Origin of the sequence: Nonomuraea sp. NPDC050536 (assembly GCF_044457685.1) — a bacterium.
Taxonomy (GTDB): Bacteria; Actinomycetota; Actinomycetes; order Streptosporangiales; family Streptosporangiaceae; genus Nonomuraea.
This window is the reverse complement of the sequence record NZ_JBITHD010000015.1, coordinates 63,698-77,327: the sequence shown is the minus strand read 5'-3', so window position 1 is coordinate 77,327 and position 13,630 is coordinate 63,698. Positions and strand designations below refer to the sequence as shown.

14 protein-coding genes are annotated in these 13,630 nt (G+C 69.9%); 7 read left to right on the top strand and 7 right to left on the bottom strand.

Features of this window, described 5'->3' with window-relative positions; translation table 11 throughout:
• Window positions 1-52: 52 nt before the first annotated feature.
• Entirely contained in the window at window positions 53-1,174 is a 1,122-nt protein-coding gene (locus tag ACIBHX_RS34910; protein WP_397071686.1) for an ROK family transcriptional regulator, read from the top strand.
• 19 nt (window positions 1,175-1,193) lie between these two features.
• Here ACIBHX_RS34910 and ACIBHX_RS34905 read toward each other — a convergent pair whose 3' ends face one another.
• Window positions 1,194-1,379, bottom strand: a complete 186-nt coding sequence (locus tag ACIBHX_RS34905) for a hypothetical protein (RefSeq protein ID WP_397071685.1) — start codon at window positions 1,377-1,379, stop codon at window positions 1,194-1,196.
• 75 nt (window positions 1,380-1,454) lie between these two features.
• Window positions 1,455-2,150, bottom strand: a complete 696-nt coding sequence (locus tag ACIBHX_RS34900) for a DUF4386 domain-containing protein (protein WP_397071684.1) — start codon at window positions 2,148-2,150, stop codon at window positions 1,455-1,457.
• A 143-nt stretch (window positions 2,151-2,293) separates the two neighbouring features.
• Here ACIBHX_RS34900 and ACIBHX_RS34895 point away from each other — a divergent pair, with 143 nt between their 5' ends.
• Window positions 2,294-5,545: an AfsR/SARP family transcriptional regulator gene (locus tag ACIBHX_RS34895; protein WP_397071683.1), complete on the top strand. Its 3,252-nt coding sequence runs from the start codon at window positions 2,294-2,296 to the stop codon at window positions 5,543-5,545.
• Here ACIBHX_RS34895 and ACIBHX_RS34890 read toward each other — a convergent pair.
• Window positions 5,542-5,733: a nuclear transport factor 2 family protein gene (locus ACIBHX_RS34890; protein ID WP_397071682.1), complete on the bottom strand. Its 192-nt coding sequence runs from the start codon at window positions 5,731-5,733 to the stop codon at window positions 5,542-5,544. The genes ACIBHX_RS34895 and ACIBHX_RS34890 overlap by 4 nt on opposite strands.
• A gap of 37 nt (window positions 5,734-5,770) precedes the next feature.
• Here ACIBHX_RS34890 and ACIBHX_RS34885 point away from each other — a divergent pair, with 37 nt between their 5' ends.
• Complete coding sequence (locus tag ACIBHX_RS34885) at window positions 5,771-6,301, top strand: TetR family transcriptional regulator (protein ID WP_397071681.1); 531 nt, start codon at window positions 5,771-5,773, stop codon at window positions 6,299-6,301.
• 184 nt (window positions 6,302-6,485) lie between these two features.
• A complete protein-coding gene (locus ACIBHX_RS34880) occupies window positions 6,486-7,319 on the top strand; it encodes an endo alpha-1,4 polygalactosaminidase (protein WP_397071680.1) in 834 nt (277 codons plus the stop codon).
• A gap of 67 nt (window positions 7,320-7,386) precedes the next feature.
• On the opposite strand, the gene ACIBHX_RS34875 is transcribed toward ACIBHX_RS34880, so the two are convergent.
• Window positions 7,387-8,361 carry a helix-turn-helix domain-containing protein gene (locus ACIBHX_RS34875; protein ID WP_397071679.1) on the bottom strand — a complete coding sequence of 325 codons (975 nt, stop codon included), beginning with the start codon at window positions 8,359-8,361 and terminating at the stop codon, window positions 7,387-7,389.
• An 87-nt stretch (window positions 8,362-8,448) separates the two neighbouring features.
• Here ACIBHX_RS34875 and ACIBHX_RS34870 point away from each other — a divergent pair, with 87 nt between their 5' ends.
• Together ACIBHX_RS34870 and ACIBHX_RS34865 are read left to right on the top strand one after the other, a co-directional pair.
• Entirely contained in the window at window positions 8,449-9,483 is a 1,035-nt protein-coding gene (locus ACIBHX_RS34870) for a saccharopine dehydrogenase family protein (RefSeq protein ID WP_397071678.1), read from the top strand.
• Window positions 9,484-9,609: 126 nt separating this feature from the next.
• Window positions 9,610-10,020, top strand: a complete 411-nt coding sequence (locus ACIBHX_RS34865; protein WP_397071868.1) for a zinc-binding dehydrogenase — start codon at window positions 9,610-9,612, stop codon at window positions 10,018-10,020.
• A gap of 6 nt (window positions 10,021-10,026) precedes the next feature.
• On the opposite strand, the gene ACIBHX_RS34860 is transcribed toward ACIBHX_RS34865, so the two are convergent.
• Entirely contained in the window at window positions 10,027-11,040 is a 1,014-nt protein-coding gene (locus tag ACIBHX_RS34860) for an NAD(P)-dependent alcohol dehydrogenase (RefSeq protein WP_397071677.1), read from the bottom strand.
• 132 nt (window positions 11,041-11,172) lie between these two features.
• Between ACIBHX_RS34860 and ACIBHX_RS34855 the strand changes: the two genes are divergently transcribed.
• Window positions 11,173-11,820, top strand: coding sequence for a DUF2306 domain-containing protein (locus tag ACIBHX_RS34855; RefSeq protein ID WP_397071676.1), 648 nt, complete (start codon window positions 11,173-11,175; stop codon window positions 11,818-11,820).
• Here the strand turns inward: ACIBHX_RS34855 and ACIBHX_RS34850 are convergent.
• A complete protein-coding gene (locus ACIBHX_RS34850; protein ID WP_397071675.1) occupies window positions 11,817-12,467 on the bottom strand; it encodes a response regulator in 651 nt (216 codons plus the stop codon). The genes ACIBHX_RS34855 and ACIBHX_RS34850 overlap by 4 nt on opposite strands.
• Window positions 12,464-13,603, bottom strand: a complete 1,140-nt coding sequence (locus tag ACIBHX_RS34845; protein ID WP_397071674.1) for a sensor histidine kinase — start codon at window positions 13,601-13,603, stop codon at window positions 12,464-12,466. The genes ACIBHX_RS34850 and ACIBHX_RS34845 overlap by 4 nt, the downstream gene beginning before the upstream one ends.
• Between the last annotated feature and the right edge of the window lie 27 nt (window positions 13,604-13,630).

Here is a 13,630-nt window from a genome sequence, read left to right as displayed (position 1 = left end):
GCAAATTAACAGGATGGGATCCAGAAAGAAAGACCTGTGATAAACAGTCGGCATGCCCCGCACCGCCTCCCCGCACACGGCGCGTCTGATCAACGACTGGATGGCCTACGACCTGCTGCTCGGCCACGGCCCCATGTCCAGAGCGGAGCTGCAGCAGCGCACGGGCCTGTCCAGGGCGACGGTCGGCGACCTGGTCGACCGCATGGTGGAGGCGGGCCTGATCTCCCAGGTCGGCCAGTCGCAGACCCGCCGGCGCGGCCCGAACGCGCTGCTCTACGGCGTGGTGGCCGACCGGGCGCACGTGGCGGGCGTGGAGGTCCGCCCCGACCAGGTGATCGCCTCGGTCAACGATGTCACCGGACGCCAGATCGGCGCCGCCGCGCTCCCCCAGGACCAGCGCGTGGAGCCCGACAGGCTCGTGTACGACGCCATCGCCGCCGCGCTGGCCGACGCCAAGGTCACCCACCTGGACGGCGTCGTCATCGGCACGCTCGGCATAGTCGACCCGGTCAGCGGCGACGTGGCCTTCATCTGGGCGCTACCGACCTGGCACGCCAACCTTCTGCCCGGCCTGCGCGACCGTCTCGGCGGCGTACCTGTCCTGGTGGAGAACGAGGTCAACCTGGTCGGCCTGGCCGAGCACCGGCTGGGCGCGGCGCGCGGGCACGACACCTTCGCGCTGCTGTCGCTCGGCGAGGGGATCGGCGTGGCGGTGATCCTGGACGGCCGCCTGCACCGCGGCAGGTCGGGCGGCGCCGGTGAGATCGCCACCGCGCCTACCGGCCTCGGCGGCGGCACGGTGCAGGACCTCGTCGGCGGCCACGCCGTGCGCGAGCTGGCCAGGCAGCACGGCCTGCCCGCCGACGACGCCGTTTCGGCTGTACGGCAGGCCACGCCGGCCTTCCTGGACGCGCTGGCCGACCGGGTCGCGATCGCGGCCATGGGGATCTGCGCCGTCCTCGATCCCGGCTTCGTGGTCCTGGCTGGGGAGATCGGCAGAGCGGCGGGCGCACCGCTGGCGGCCAGGGTGGAAGAGCGGCTCCAGCGCGACACCCCACTGCCCACCGAGGTCGCCGTCGGCACCGTGGAGGGCGACCCGGTGGTGCGCGGCGCAGTGGTCATCGCCCTGGAACGCCTCCATCGGCAGACCTTCGACCGGGAACCCGGCTCATGACCGAGAAGAGCGATAGAAGCTAGCCGCACGGGTGGCTCGGGCCCTGGCCTGCGCCCGTCTCGATGATCGCCTTGCTGATCTCGTCGAGGTCGCTGTCGTCGAGTTCGAGGGATACGGCAGGCAGCCACTCATCCACCTGGCCGGGCCGCCTGGCGCCGACGATCGCGCCGCTGATCCCCCTCGGGCAACGGGGCCACCCCCTCATGATCCGATCCCCACGGGAGAGATCGCCGTCCCGGTGCCGCCAAGCTCTCGCGTCGTCTTCCGCATCACCAGGTTCTCACCCGACCCGGCTGCGTGGGCTCATCGCGGCGGCCGTGGACGGTGTCCTGAATCCTTTCGCCAGCAGCCAGACCGCCAGAACCATCTCGTTCAGCGCGAGTGGGAAGAAGAGAACGGCATGGATCGGCGAGGACGGGCCGAGCAGGTTGAAGATCACGAGGAGACTGTCGGCCAGGTACGGTGCCACCGCGACGAGCGCCCAGCCGGATATCCACCGGGGCACGAGCCTTGACCGGTACAGCAGGTAATTGAGGAGCAGGGCGCTGAGGCAGAAGAAGACCGCACTGCTGGCGTGGCCCCAGATGTCGTACGTCCGGGTCAATGCCAGGACGGTATCCAGGTGCGGCGTGCCGTCATCCGATCGAGTGGTGCCCAGCGCCACCAGCATGAGAGGACCGATGGCGGCGGGAAGCAGGAGGACGACCTCGAGGATCCTGGCGGCGACGTAGCCGAGCGCGGGTGCCTCGCCGTGTTCCTTGAGAACGGGAAACAGCACCGGCGGGATCAACGCGATCGCGACGGCCATGACCAGCGCCATGAGGGCGCCCGCCGATAATCTGTGCGCCCCGTCGGCGATGGACTGGGATGAGTGCAGGGTGTCGAGCGGCCCGAGAAGGACCGCGCTGAGCACTCCGGTGACCGTCGCGGTGAGGAATAGGGAACCCGCGACCCGTGCCGTTGTCTGTCTGTGCATACCCTCGCTCCGTCAGTCGTGGCCGTCGCGCCCATGGTCGACGACCCCGGTGTGCTGCCGGTGTGCGGGCGGTGGGGGGCGGGCTTGCCGAGGGCTTGGGCCTGTGGGAGTCTCGGCGGAGATCAACGTCCGGGAGCAGCCCTGTGGTGCGGATCGGCCTGCTCGGTGGTGTCCGTGTCGCTACCGAGGACGGCGAGCCGGTCGACATCGGTTCGGCGAAGTCGCAGACGGTGCTCGCGGCGCTGGCCTTGTCGCCCGGGACACCGCTGGCTGTGTCGCGCCTGGTGGAGCTCGTCTGGGGTGAGTCGCCCCCGCGGACGGCGTACAAGACCCTGCAGTGGCACGTGGCCCAGCTGCGCAGGGGCCTTGGTTCCGGCACGATCGTGCGGGTCGGTGCCGCGTACCGCCTCGAGGTGGCGCCTGACGCGGTCGACGTGACGCGCTTTCGCCGGTACCTCCGCGAGGGTGATGTCGCCGCGGCCCTCGCGCAGTGGGGCGGGACTCCCCTGGCCGGTCTGGACGCGCCCGGCCTCGCGGCGGCGGTGGCCGGTCTGACCGAACAGTGGCTGAGCGCTGTCGAGGCCGACCTCGAACGCCGCCTCGACTCCGATCCGCGGGAGGCTCTCGGTTCCTTGGCGGAGCTCACGGAGCGCTATCCCCTGCGCGAAGGTCTCTGGGCCCTGCTGATGACGGCGCTGTACCGGGTGGGCCGCCAGGCCGACGCCCTCGCGGCCTTCCGGCGGGCCCGGCACCATCTCGTCACGCAGCTGGGTGTCGAACCCGGGCCGGGGTTGCGTGAGCTCGAGTCGCGGATCCTCGGCCACGACGAGCGGCTCGCCGTACCGGAGAACGCTTCGCCGCGCCGTCCGAGCGGGACAGTGACCTTCGGCTTCGCGCAGGTCGCCGACCCGGCGACAGCCCACCTGGACCGGCTCGTCCGGGCGGCGGCGGACCGGCACGACGGCCACGTCTTCGCCGCCGGCGCCGAGTCGGCCGGGGTGGCCTTCCACCGAGCCGATGACGCCGCCGCGTGGGCGGTACGGCTGCAGCGGGCGGCTGCCGGCGTCGAGCCGGACGTGCGGATCGGCCTGCACACGGGCGAGGCCGAGGAGGTGTCCGCGGGGTACGTCGGCGCCGCGGTGGACCTGGCCGCGCGGATCGCCGCCGCCGGCCATGGCGGACAGACCCTGGCGTCCGGGGCGACGGCCGGCCTGCTGGACCGGAGCGACCTGCACGATCTCGGGTGGTTCTCCCTGGATGGCGTTCCGGACCAGCGCATCGTGCAGATCGGGGCGGGCGAGCACGCGCCGATCCGGTTACCCGAGATCCGGCAGGGCCACCTCCCCCTTCGCGTGGGCCGCCTCATCGGCCGCGGCGGGGACCTGCCTGCCGTCGCCGAGGCGCTCGCGCGGTCCCCTGTCGTGACCCTGGTAGGGCCAGGAGGGATCGGCAAGACCCAGCTCGCGCTGGCGGCGGCCCGCACGGCTGCCGCCGGTCACGGGTGGGACGCGTGGCTGATCGAGCTGGCGGAGATCACATCGCCGGACGACGTGCCCCGCGCGGTGGCCGACGCGTTGAGAGTCGCGCAGCGCCCGGGACACACCCTGACCCAATCGATCGTCGCGGTCCTGCGATCGCGCCCGGCGCTGCTGGTCATCGACAACTGCGAACACGTCATCGACGGCGCGGCCGAGCTCGCACAGGCCATCGTGGCGGGTTGCTCGCAGGTGCGTGTGCTGGCCACCGCGCGGGAACGGCTCGCCGTACCAGATGAACAGGTCCTGGTCGTGGAGCCACTGAATCCGGCTGCCGGCGCCGAGCTGTTCCATGCCCGCGCGCTCGCCGCCGATCGGACCTACGACGCGGGTGCGCATCATCGCCACGTCGAGGAGATCTGCCGCCGGCTCGACGGCATACCGCTGGCCATCGAGCTGGCCGCCGCCCGGACGATCAGCCACCGGCCGGTCGACCTCGTCGCCCGGCTCGACGACCGTCTCCGGGTGACCGGTGGCCGCCGCACCGGCGCCGCGCGGCATCGCACGTTGCGGGCAGCCATTCAATGGTCATACGACCTGCTCACGCCGGCCGAACAGACGCTGTTCCAACGCCTGTCCGTCTTCAACGCGCCGTTCGACCTCAGCGCCGCCGAAGCGGTCGCCCACGATCAGGACGCCGACGAGCTGCTGGGCGACCTGGTCGCGCGGTCGATGGTCACCGTCGCCTTCGGCCCGTACGGCCGGCGTTTCCGGCTGCTGGAGCCCGTACGCCAGTTCGCCGCCGAGCACCTGCGTGAGCGTGGGCATACCGACCTGGCCGCCGAGCTCCACGCGCGTTGGTGCCTGCGCGAAGTCACCCACCTCCACCGCCTGCTCATGGGGCAGGACGAGATCGAGGGCGTGGCCCGCCTCGGCGATCTGTGGGCGAATCTGCGTGCGGCCTTCACGTGGGCGTGTGCGGCCGGAGACCCGCGTCTGGCCGACGCGCTGATCCGGCCGGTCGTGACGGAGCTCCCCCTGCGTGGACGGCAGGAAATCGGCGGCTGGGCCGAGCACATCCTGGCCATGACGTCGGCGGAGGACCAGGACCTGCGTGCCTTCTGGCTCGTCTGGGTCGCCGAGCGCTACACCCAGAACGCCAACCTGGCCGGCTACCGCCACGTGGCGGACCGGTACGGCGATCCGGGCCGGGCGCTGAGCCGCTATGCGGAAGCGTACGCAACCGGTGACGGCGAGGCCCTGTCGCGGTGCCTGCCGGACGCCGTGGCCGAGCTACGCCGCCAGGGTGAGCAGGACCTGGCGGCATTTCTTGAGATGACGTCGGCGGGGACGTTGCTGGGCATCGGGCGTTTCGAGCAGGTCGACACGTCGGTCTCGGCACTGGCGGACCGGTATCGGATCAACGGTCCGCCAACTCTCCTGCACTGGACGCTGCAGACCCTCGGCTACTCCGCCTCGTTCCAGGGCCGGCATGACGAGGCCGAACGTTGTTTCGACGAGGCGGCCCGCGTCGACGTCCCCCCGGGCACGCTGTCGGCCAACAAGGCCACCGAGGCCCGGTCCCTGTTCCGGCGAGGCGACCGGCTGCGAGCCTTTCAGCTCCTGCGATCCCACATCGACGAGCTGATCGAGACCGACAACGTGATCGCCGCCAGCGTCGTCTGCATCGAATTCATCAACATGACGGCCGCGATCGACCGGATCGCGGAGGCGGCCCACATGCTCGGGTATCTCGAGGCGGTCAACGACTTCGGCGCCCTGGCCGCCCGGACGCTCGTCGCCGAAGCCGCCGTCAAGATCGCTGCCAGCGCCCCTCACGGCTCCGTGCGTCACATCGACGACCGCGCCGCCCTCACGTACATGCGTGACGTCCTCGCGGAACTCGGCCGCCCCGTTTAGGCCGCGTGGGCGCGAGATTGCAGGGAGCGGATGACGCCGATGTCGATGCCGATCTGTTCCGCGAAGCTTCCGGTGTCCCAGTAGGAGCGGAGGCGCTTGATCAGGCCGTTGTCGTCGAAGTGAAAGACCGAGGCCATGGGCATCTCGTACGGGCGGCCGCCCGGCGAGAGGTTCATGGCCTCGGCCATCTCACGGTAGACGGTGAGCGTCCCGGTCTCGACCTCAGTGGAGGAGATCGCGTCCGCCGCGGACGTGTCGCCGCGGACCTTCTACCGGTACTTCCCTGCCAAGGAGGACGTGCTCCTCGGCGGCCCCGGCACCGAGGACGCGACGCGCCAGGCATTGGCCGAGCGCCTGCCCGGCGAGTCGGACGTCGACTTCGTCGCACGAGCCATGCTCGCGGGGCTGACGGCGGGCGATCCTGAGCGCACCGCGCGGGCGTACCGCCTGGTCCAGACCGTGCCCGCGCTCCAGGCGCGGATGTTCCGGCTCGTGTGGCGCGGCGGCCAGGAGTCCTTCGTTGAAGCTCTGCTCGCGGGCAGACCCCGAGCCCGCGACGCCGAACTGCGCGCCCATGTGATCACCCACGCCGTCACCGACGCCATGCGAACCTTACCCAGCGTCGTCATCGTCACCGTTGATCAATTCCTTCAGGGCGACCATACCGTGCCGTATGGTACGTCCAGGAACCACCCCGCGAAGGGGTCGCGCCGGCCCCCGATCACGCTCCGCGACGAGCCGGTTCAACGAAGTTGATGTTGTTCAAGACGTCAGCGCGAGATCCACATGCCTGACAGAATTTGGCGGTCGCTCGACCTACCGACGGGACGACGACGGCCGCAACGTTGTCGCGGGTCCAGACCGGGGAGCCTACGGGGATGTCGGGCTGGGCTTCGTTCGCGTCCGGGATCAGGGCTTTGGCCCGGAAGTGAGGAGAAGAATGAGATTATTGGGTGCCGTACTGGCAGGCGTCGCAGCCCTGCCGGTGCTCGCGGGGACCATGCCTGCTTCGGCGGTCAGCTCGGCGTCGGTCACGACGACCTCGGCCGGCACCGCCGCTTCGGGCGACTGGTGGCATCCCAAGGCAGGGATGAGCTGGCAGTGGCAGCTCAGCGGCAAGATTGACACCTCAGTGAAGGCGGAAGTTTTCGACATCGACATGTTCGACGCCACCGCTTCGACGGTGTCCACCCTGCACGGCATGGGGCGCAAGGTCGTCTGCTACATCGACATCGGCGCGGCCGAGCAGGGACGTCCTGACTTCAAGGACTTCCCGAAGTCCGCGCTCGGCAACAAGGTCGACGGATGGCCGCAGGAGCGGTGGGTCGACATCAGGCAGATCGACGTGATCAAGCGCATCTGGTCGGCCCGGCTCGACCAGTGCAAGGCCAAGGGCTTCGACGGCGTCGAGGCCGACCTCGTGGACGCCTACCAGCAGGAGTCCGGCTTCCCGGTCACCGCCAAGCACCAGCTCGCGTTCAATCGCATGCTCGCCCAGGGCGCCCACCAGCACGGCCTCGCGATCGGCCTGAAGAACGACCTCGACCAGATCCCGCAGTTGGTCGGCGACTTCGACTTCGCGGTGAACGAGCAGTGCGCCGAGTACAAGGAGTGCTCCTCGCTGACCCCGTTCATCAAGGCGGGCAAGCCGGTCTTCCACGCCGAGTACACGGTGGCGCTGAGCAAGTTCTGCCCGGAGTCCAAGCGGCTCGGGCTGAGTTCCATCAAGAAGACCCTGGACCTCACGGCCAAACGTGAGACCTGCCCCGCCTGACAGTTTGGTCGGTGTGGCGATCTGAGTGACCACCACACCGACCACACATCGCGCTGCGGGCCGGTCTCTACGGTCCTGGAGTGTCGGTGGGGTTGTTGGCTCGCTTGCTGCGGAAGGTGCGGCGGTAAGCGTCGGGGGGCACGCCGACGGTCCGGTTGAAATGCCGGCGGAGCGTCGTCGCGGTGCCCATGCCGGTGGCCTCCGCGATGGCGCCCACGCTGTCGTCCGTGGCCTCCAAGAGCTCCTGAGCACGGCGGATGCGCTGGGTCAGCAACCACTGAAGCGGAGTGGTGCCCGTCATCGACCTGAAGTGGCGGCCGAGGTGGCGTGAGCTCATGTTCGCCTGGCGGGCCAGATCCTCCACCGTCAACGGTTGATCCAGCCGTCGGGCCACCCAGGCGAGCAACTCGCTGAGCGGATGGTCGGGCTGTTCGGGTACCGGGGTGGTGACGAACTGGGCCTGGCCGCCGGGCCGGTGCGGCGGTACGACCAGCCTCCGGGCGACCGCGTTGGCGATCGCTGAGCCGTGGTCTCTACGGACCAGGTGCAGGCACAGATCCATCGCGGCGGCCTTGCCGGCGGAGGTGAGCACGCTGCCGTTGTCCACGTAGAGCACATCCGGGTCGACCTCGACCCGGGGATAGCGGCTGGCCAGCGTCTCGGCGTGCGCCCAGTGCGTGGTGGCGCGGCGCCCGTCCAGCAGACCGGCGGCGGCCAGGACGAACGCGCCCGTGCAGAGGGAGGCCACCCTCGCACCGGCCTCGTGAGCCGCGCGTACGGCGTCGACGAGGTCCGCCGGCGGGTCCTCGTCGACGTCGGCCCATCCGGGGACGATCACGGTGTCGGCCTGCGCGAGCCGGTCGAGCCCGCAGTCGGGTTCGAGCACGAAGCGGCCATCGGCCCGCACGGTGCCCGTACCGCATATGACGACCTCGTACCAGCGTTCGACCGGAGTCGGCGGGGCTGTGCCGAGGAGTTCGTATGCCATGGCCAGCTCGAAGTTCAGGATCCCGTCGGCGACGGCCAGCGCGATGGTGCTCACGTCCGGAATTGTACGCATCACGTCGTTCCCGACACTCGTGCGGTCTCGGCGCCGCCGCCACGATGGACTCCGGACAAGGGAGGACTGATGGGAACAGATCGCACGGTGACGGTCTTCGGCGCGTACGGACACACGGGCCGCTTCGTCGTGGCGGAACTACTGGAACGCGGATTCGTCCCCGTTCTGGCCGGTCGGGACGCCGACAAACTACGTGAGCTGGCGGCATCGCACCCGGGACTCGAGGCCCGGCAGGCGTCGGTCAGCGACCCCGCATCACTCGACCGCGCGCTGGCCGGGGCGGACGCAGTGATCAACTGTGCCGGACCCTTCGCCGCCACGGCCGCTCCCGTGATCGAGGCGGCGCTGCGCGCCGAGATCCCCTACGTGGACGTCGCGGCCGAGATCGAGGCCAACCTCGACACGTTCGAGCTCTTCGCCGACCGCGCCCGCGCCGCGGGAGCCGTCATCGTGCCGGCGATGGCCTTCTACGGCGGGCTCGGCGATCTGCTGGCCACGGCGGCGATGGGCGACTGGAGTGAGGCAGACGAGGTGCACGTCGCGTACGGCCTGAACAGCTGGCATCCGACGACCGGAACCCGGGCGGCGGGCAAGGTCTCCCGGGAGCGGCGGAACGGCCGGCGCGTCCGCTACACCGGCGGCCGGCTGGAATACCGCGACGACGCGCCGCCAACGCTGAAGTGGTCCTTCCCCGAGCCGATGGGCCCCCGTGACGTCATCGGGGAGTTCACGATGGCCGATGTCGTGTCCATCCCGAGCCATCTGCGGATCCCCGAGGTGCGCACGTACATGACCGTCGAGGCGGCCAGGGACGTGTCGTCCCCGGACACACCGGCACCGGTCGCGGTCGACGAACACGGGCGGTCGGAGCAGTCGTTCGTGGTCGACGTCGTCGTACGTTCGGGAATGTCGGAAAGGCGCGCCGTGGCGTACGGCCAGGACATCTATGCCGTCAGCGCACCGCTCGCCGTGGAGGCCGTCCACCGGATCCTCACCGGCAGGACCAGGGCCGTCGGGGTCGCTTCCGCGGGAGAGATCTTCGATGCGCCGGACTTCCTGAAGGGGCTGTCACCCCACATCGTCGTCGAAGAAAGCCAGTTGTGAGATGCGCGCCATCAGTCAGGACGTTCTGGGCGGTCCCGGGGTTCTGAAGCAGATCGAGCTGGAGCGGCCGACGCCCGGCCCGAGCGAGGTGCTGGTCAAGGTGCGCGCTCGCGCGGCGCGTACGTCATCGGCACCGCCAGCACACCCAAGCACGACCTGGTCCACGAGTTGGGCGCGGACGAGGTGATCGACTATACGAAGGCCGACTTCGCCGAGGCCGTGCGGGACGTGGACGTCGTGCTGGACGGCGTCGGCGGCGAATACGGGCCGCGCTCGCTGCGGACCCTGCGCAAGGGCGGCATCCTCGTCGCGATCGTCAACCACGTCAGGGACCTGGATGTCGAGCGGTACGGGGTCCGCGCCGAGGAGATGCTCGTCGAGGCCGACCACGGGTCCATGAAGCAGGTCGCGGCGCTGGCCGAGGCGGGGCGGCTGCGCGCCGCGATCGACTCGGTGTTCCCGCTGGCGGACGCGGCCCAGGCTCACGAGCGCGGGGAGACCGGCCGGGTCGCAGGCAAGATCGTCCTCACGGTCTGACACGTCTCACATGGTGATGACGACCTTTCCTGAGGCGTGCCCCTCCTCCTGGTATCTGATCGCTGCCGGGATCTCCTCGAAGGGGTAGCTCCGGTCGATGACCGGAGTCACCTTTCCGTCCTCGATGAACTCGGTCAGCGTCACCAGGTTCTGCTTGTTCTCCGTGCATCGGACCACGTCGGCCATGAACGTTCGCTGGGACACGAACGGCGACACCGCGAGCGTCGAGAACACGTGGCCGACGGGCTGCAGCCATCGTCCTGCCGGCCCGCCGACGACGACGTGGGTGCCCTTGGGGGTCAACACCCGCCTGCATGCCGGTCCGGACCGGCTTCCCGCGATGTCGAGCAGGAGGTCGTACCGCCGGCCATTCCGGGTGAAGTCCTCTTTGGTGTAGTCGATGACCTCATCCGCACCGATCGATCGGACCAGGTCCACGTTCCGCGTGCCGCAGACGCCGGTGACCTCCGCGCCGAACGCCTTGGCGATCTGCACGGCGAACGTCCCGACGCCTCCTGAGGCTCCGTTGACGAGAACCCGCTGGCCCGGCTGAACGTCGCGCAGCCCCAGCAGGGCGGTGCCGGCCGCCAGTGGTACCGCCGCCGCCTGCTCGAATGAAAGGTTCTTCGGTTTCCGCGCCAGTTCGCCCTCCCGTACGCACACGTACTCGGCGAACCCGCCCTGCTTGGGCATGGCGAACACCTCGTCGCCGGGGCGGAACTCCGTCACGTCCTTGCCGACCGCCTCGACCACCCCCGCCACGTCGGCGCCCAGGATGGCGATCCTCGGCTTGCGCAGCCCGGGGCCGCCGCCCATCAGACGCGCGACGTACGGCTCTCCTCTCATGAAGTGCCAGTCGTACGGCTGGACGGAGGTGGCGCGGACCCGGACCAGGACCTCGTCCTCGCCGGGCACCGGCTTGTCGATGTCGGTGAGATCCAATACCTCGGGCGAGCCGTACGAGCGCAGGACGAACGCCTTCATCACCTTCTCCTCAGCCATCGCGGGAACAGCAGCCACGAAAAGCAGCGTAGAAGGCCCGCCCAAGGGGCTCATCAGCCGAAAGTACGCCCGATTGGCAGATGATCGGCCAGCTCAGATCCGGCCGTTCTGGCGATGAGCCGCCATCGCCCTAGCCGCGACGATCGGGTCATGACCAGCAAGAGTGCGACGGAATCGCCGCGAAGCGGCCGGCTGACCTGGTTCGTGCCCACCGGGCTGATCCTGCTCAGCATCGTGCCCATGGTCGCCGGTGCCATCCGTCTGACCGAACTGGCCGGCGGCGCGGCGATCACGCCGGAGAACGCGCGATTCTTCGCGGCGCCCCTGCCCGTGGTGCTGCACATCATCGCTGTCGGCCTGTACAGCGTTCTGGGGGCTTTCCAGTTCGCCCCCCGGTTCCGGCGCAGGAGGCCCGGCTGGCACCGAGCCGCCGGGCGGCTCCTGGTCGCCTGTGGGCTCGTCGCAGCGCTCACGGGTCTGTGGATGACCCTGTTCTATCCCCGCCCGGTCGGTGACGGCGATCTGCTTGCCGGCTTCCGGCTCGTCTTCGGCACGGCCATGTTCGTGTCCATCGTGCTCGGTCTCGCCGCGATCCGGCGGCGGGACATCGCCCGGCACCGCGCCTGGATGATCCGTGGTTATGCGATCGGCCTGGGCGCGGGCACGCAGGTGCTGACCAACCTGCCGTGGTTCCTGTTCTTCGGCACCCCTGGCGAGTTCCCCAGGGCGCTGCTCATGGCCGCCGGCTGGCTGATCAACCTCGCCGTGGCGGAACGGGCCATCCGCAGGCAGCGCTAGACGCGGTTGGTCTCGTAGGCCCACATGGCGATCTCGACGCGGTTTCTGGCGCCGAGCTTGGCCATCAGGCTGGCGATGTGCGACTTGACGGTGCTGAGAGAGATGTGCAGGTCGCGGGCGATCTCGCTGTTGGTCCGCCCGCGTGCCACGGTGGCCAGGATCTGTTCTTCCCGGTACGTGAGCGTCTCGACGGGATGCACCGGCGGTGAGGCGGGTCCGGTGCGGGCGAAGGCTCCGAGCAGTCGCGCGGTGATGCTCGGGGCGATCAGTGCCTCGCCGTTGGCGGCTGCGTGGACGGCCTGGGAGAGCAGGTCGGCTCCGGCGTTCTTGAGCAGGAAGCCCCGGGCGCCGGCCCGCAGGGCGGCGTAGACGTATTCGTCGAGGTCGAACGTGGTGATGACGACCACGGCGAGGGGGTCGTCGACGGCCGGACCGGCCAGGGAACGGGTGGCTTCGATGCCGTCGACGCCGGGCATGCGGATGTCGAACAGGCACACGTCGGGGCGTAGGCGTCGCGCGAGCTCGACGGCTCGCCGCCCGTCGGCGGCCGCGCCGATGACCTCGATGTCCGGCTGGGCGTCGAGGATCATCGCGAGCCCGGTGCGGACGATCTCCTGGTCGTCCGCGACGATCACCCGGATGCTCATGTCGCCGCCCCGGTTCGAGGCAGCACGGCGGTCACCGTCCAGCCTCGATCGGGGTTGGGGCCGGCTTCGCAGGTGCCGCCGAGCAGGTCGGCGCGTTCGATCATGCCGATCAGCCCGTATCCCGGCGACCTGGTCTGGCGGATGAGGCTGCTGTCGCCGTCATCGCTTACGCGCAGGTGCACCGACGTGTCATCGACGGTGACGCGGACCTCGATGCGGGTGGCGCGCCGCGCGTGCCGTCGGGCGTTGGTGACCGCCTCCTGGGCGAGGCGGTAAACCGCGGCCTCGACCGATGGTGGGAGGTCGTCGAGATCACCCGAGATCTCCAGGTCGACGGACGGACCTGATGGGCCCCGGCTCGCGAGCTGGTCGAGATCCCTGATGCCCCGGCCCGGTGCCAGGTCGGCCGGTTGGTGCTGGCGGAGGACGCGGACCATGCTGCGCATCTCGTCGAGGGCGCGCGCCGCCTCGGCCTCGATCACGCGGAGAGCATCGGTCGCGGCGTCCGGTCGCGTTGCCGACGTGGCCAGACCCGCCTGTGCGCGGATCGCCATCGCCGAGACGTGATGCGCGACCGTGTCGTGCAGGTCGCGGGCCAGCTGTTCACGTTCCAGCAGCTTGGCCTGGTCGAGCTCACGCATCCTCGCCCTGGCCCGGTACCGGAACGCCACGCCCAGGGCGATGGCCGCGAACATCACGGCGCATGCGGCGACCGCGTCGGTGAGGACGATGCGGTTGAAGATGAACGACAGGCAGACCGAGACCAGCATGATCGCCAGTCCGATCATGGCCTCGCGTCCGGATCCCCACCGGAACAGCGCGTACACCAGGAGCAGCAGATACACCAGCGTGTACGTCTCCGCGGAGTGGCCGCCCGTCAACAGCGGGGCCAGGTTCGTGGTGCAGAAGGCGATCGCGAGCATCAGCAGCGGTCTGCTGCGCCGCCACAACAGCGTGGGCACCAGTCCGACGGTGATCATCACGGAGATGACCGGCCACCGAAGATCCGGTCGCAGGATTCCTTCGAGCACCGCGATCGGAATCAGCAGCGCGACGAGCGCCCAGTCCCGCCAGACTCGCGGCGGAGCATCGGGGGGACGGGCCTCGTCCCATACGGAGCGAATGAGGCCGTGCACCCCATCAGGGTAAACGGCAAACCGCCG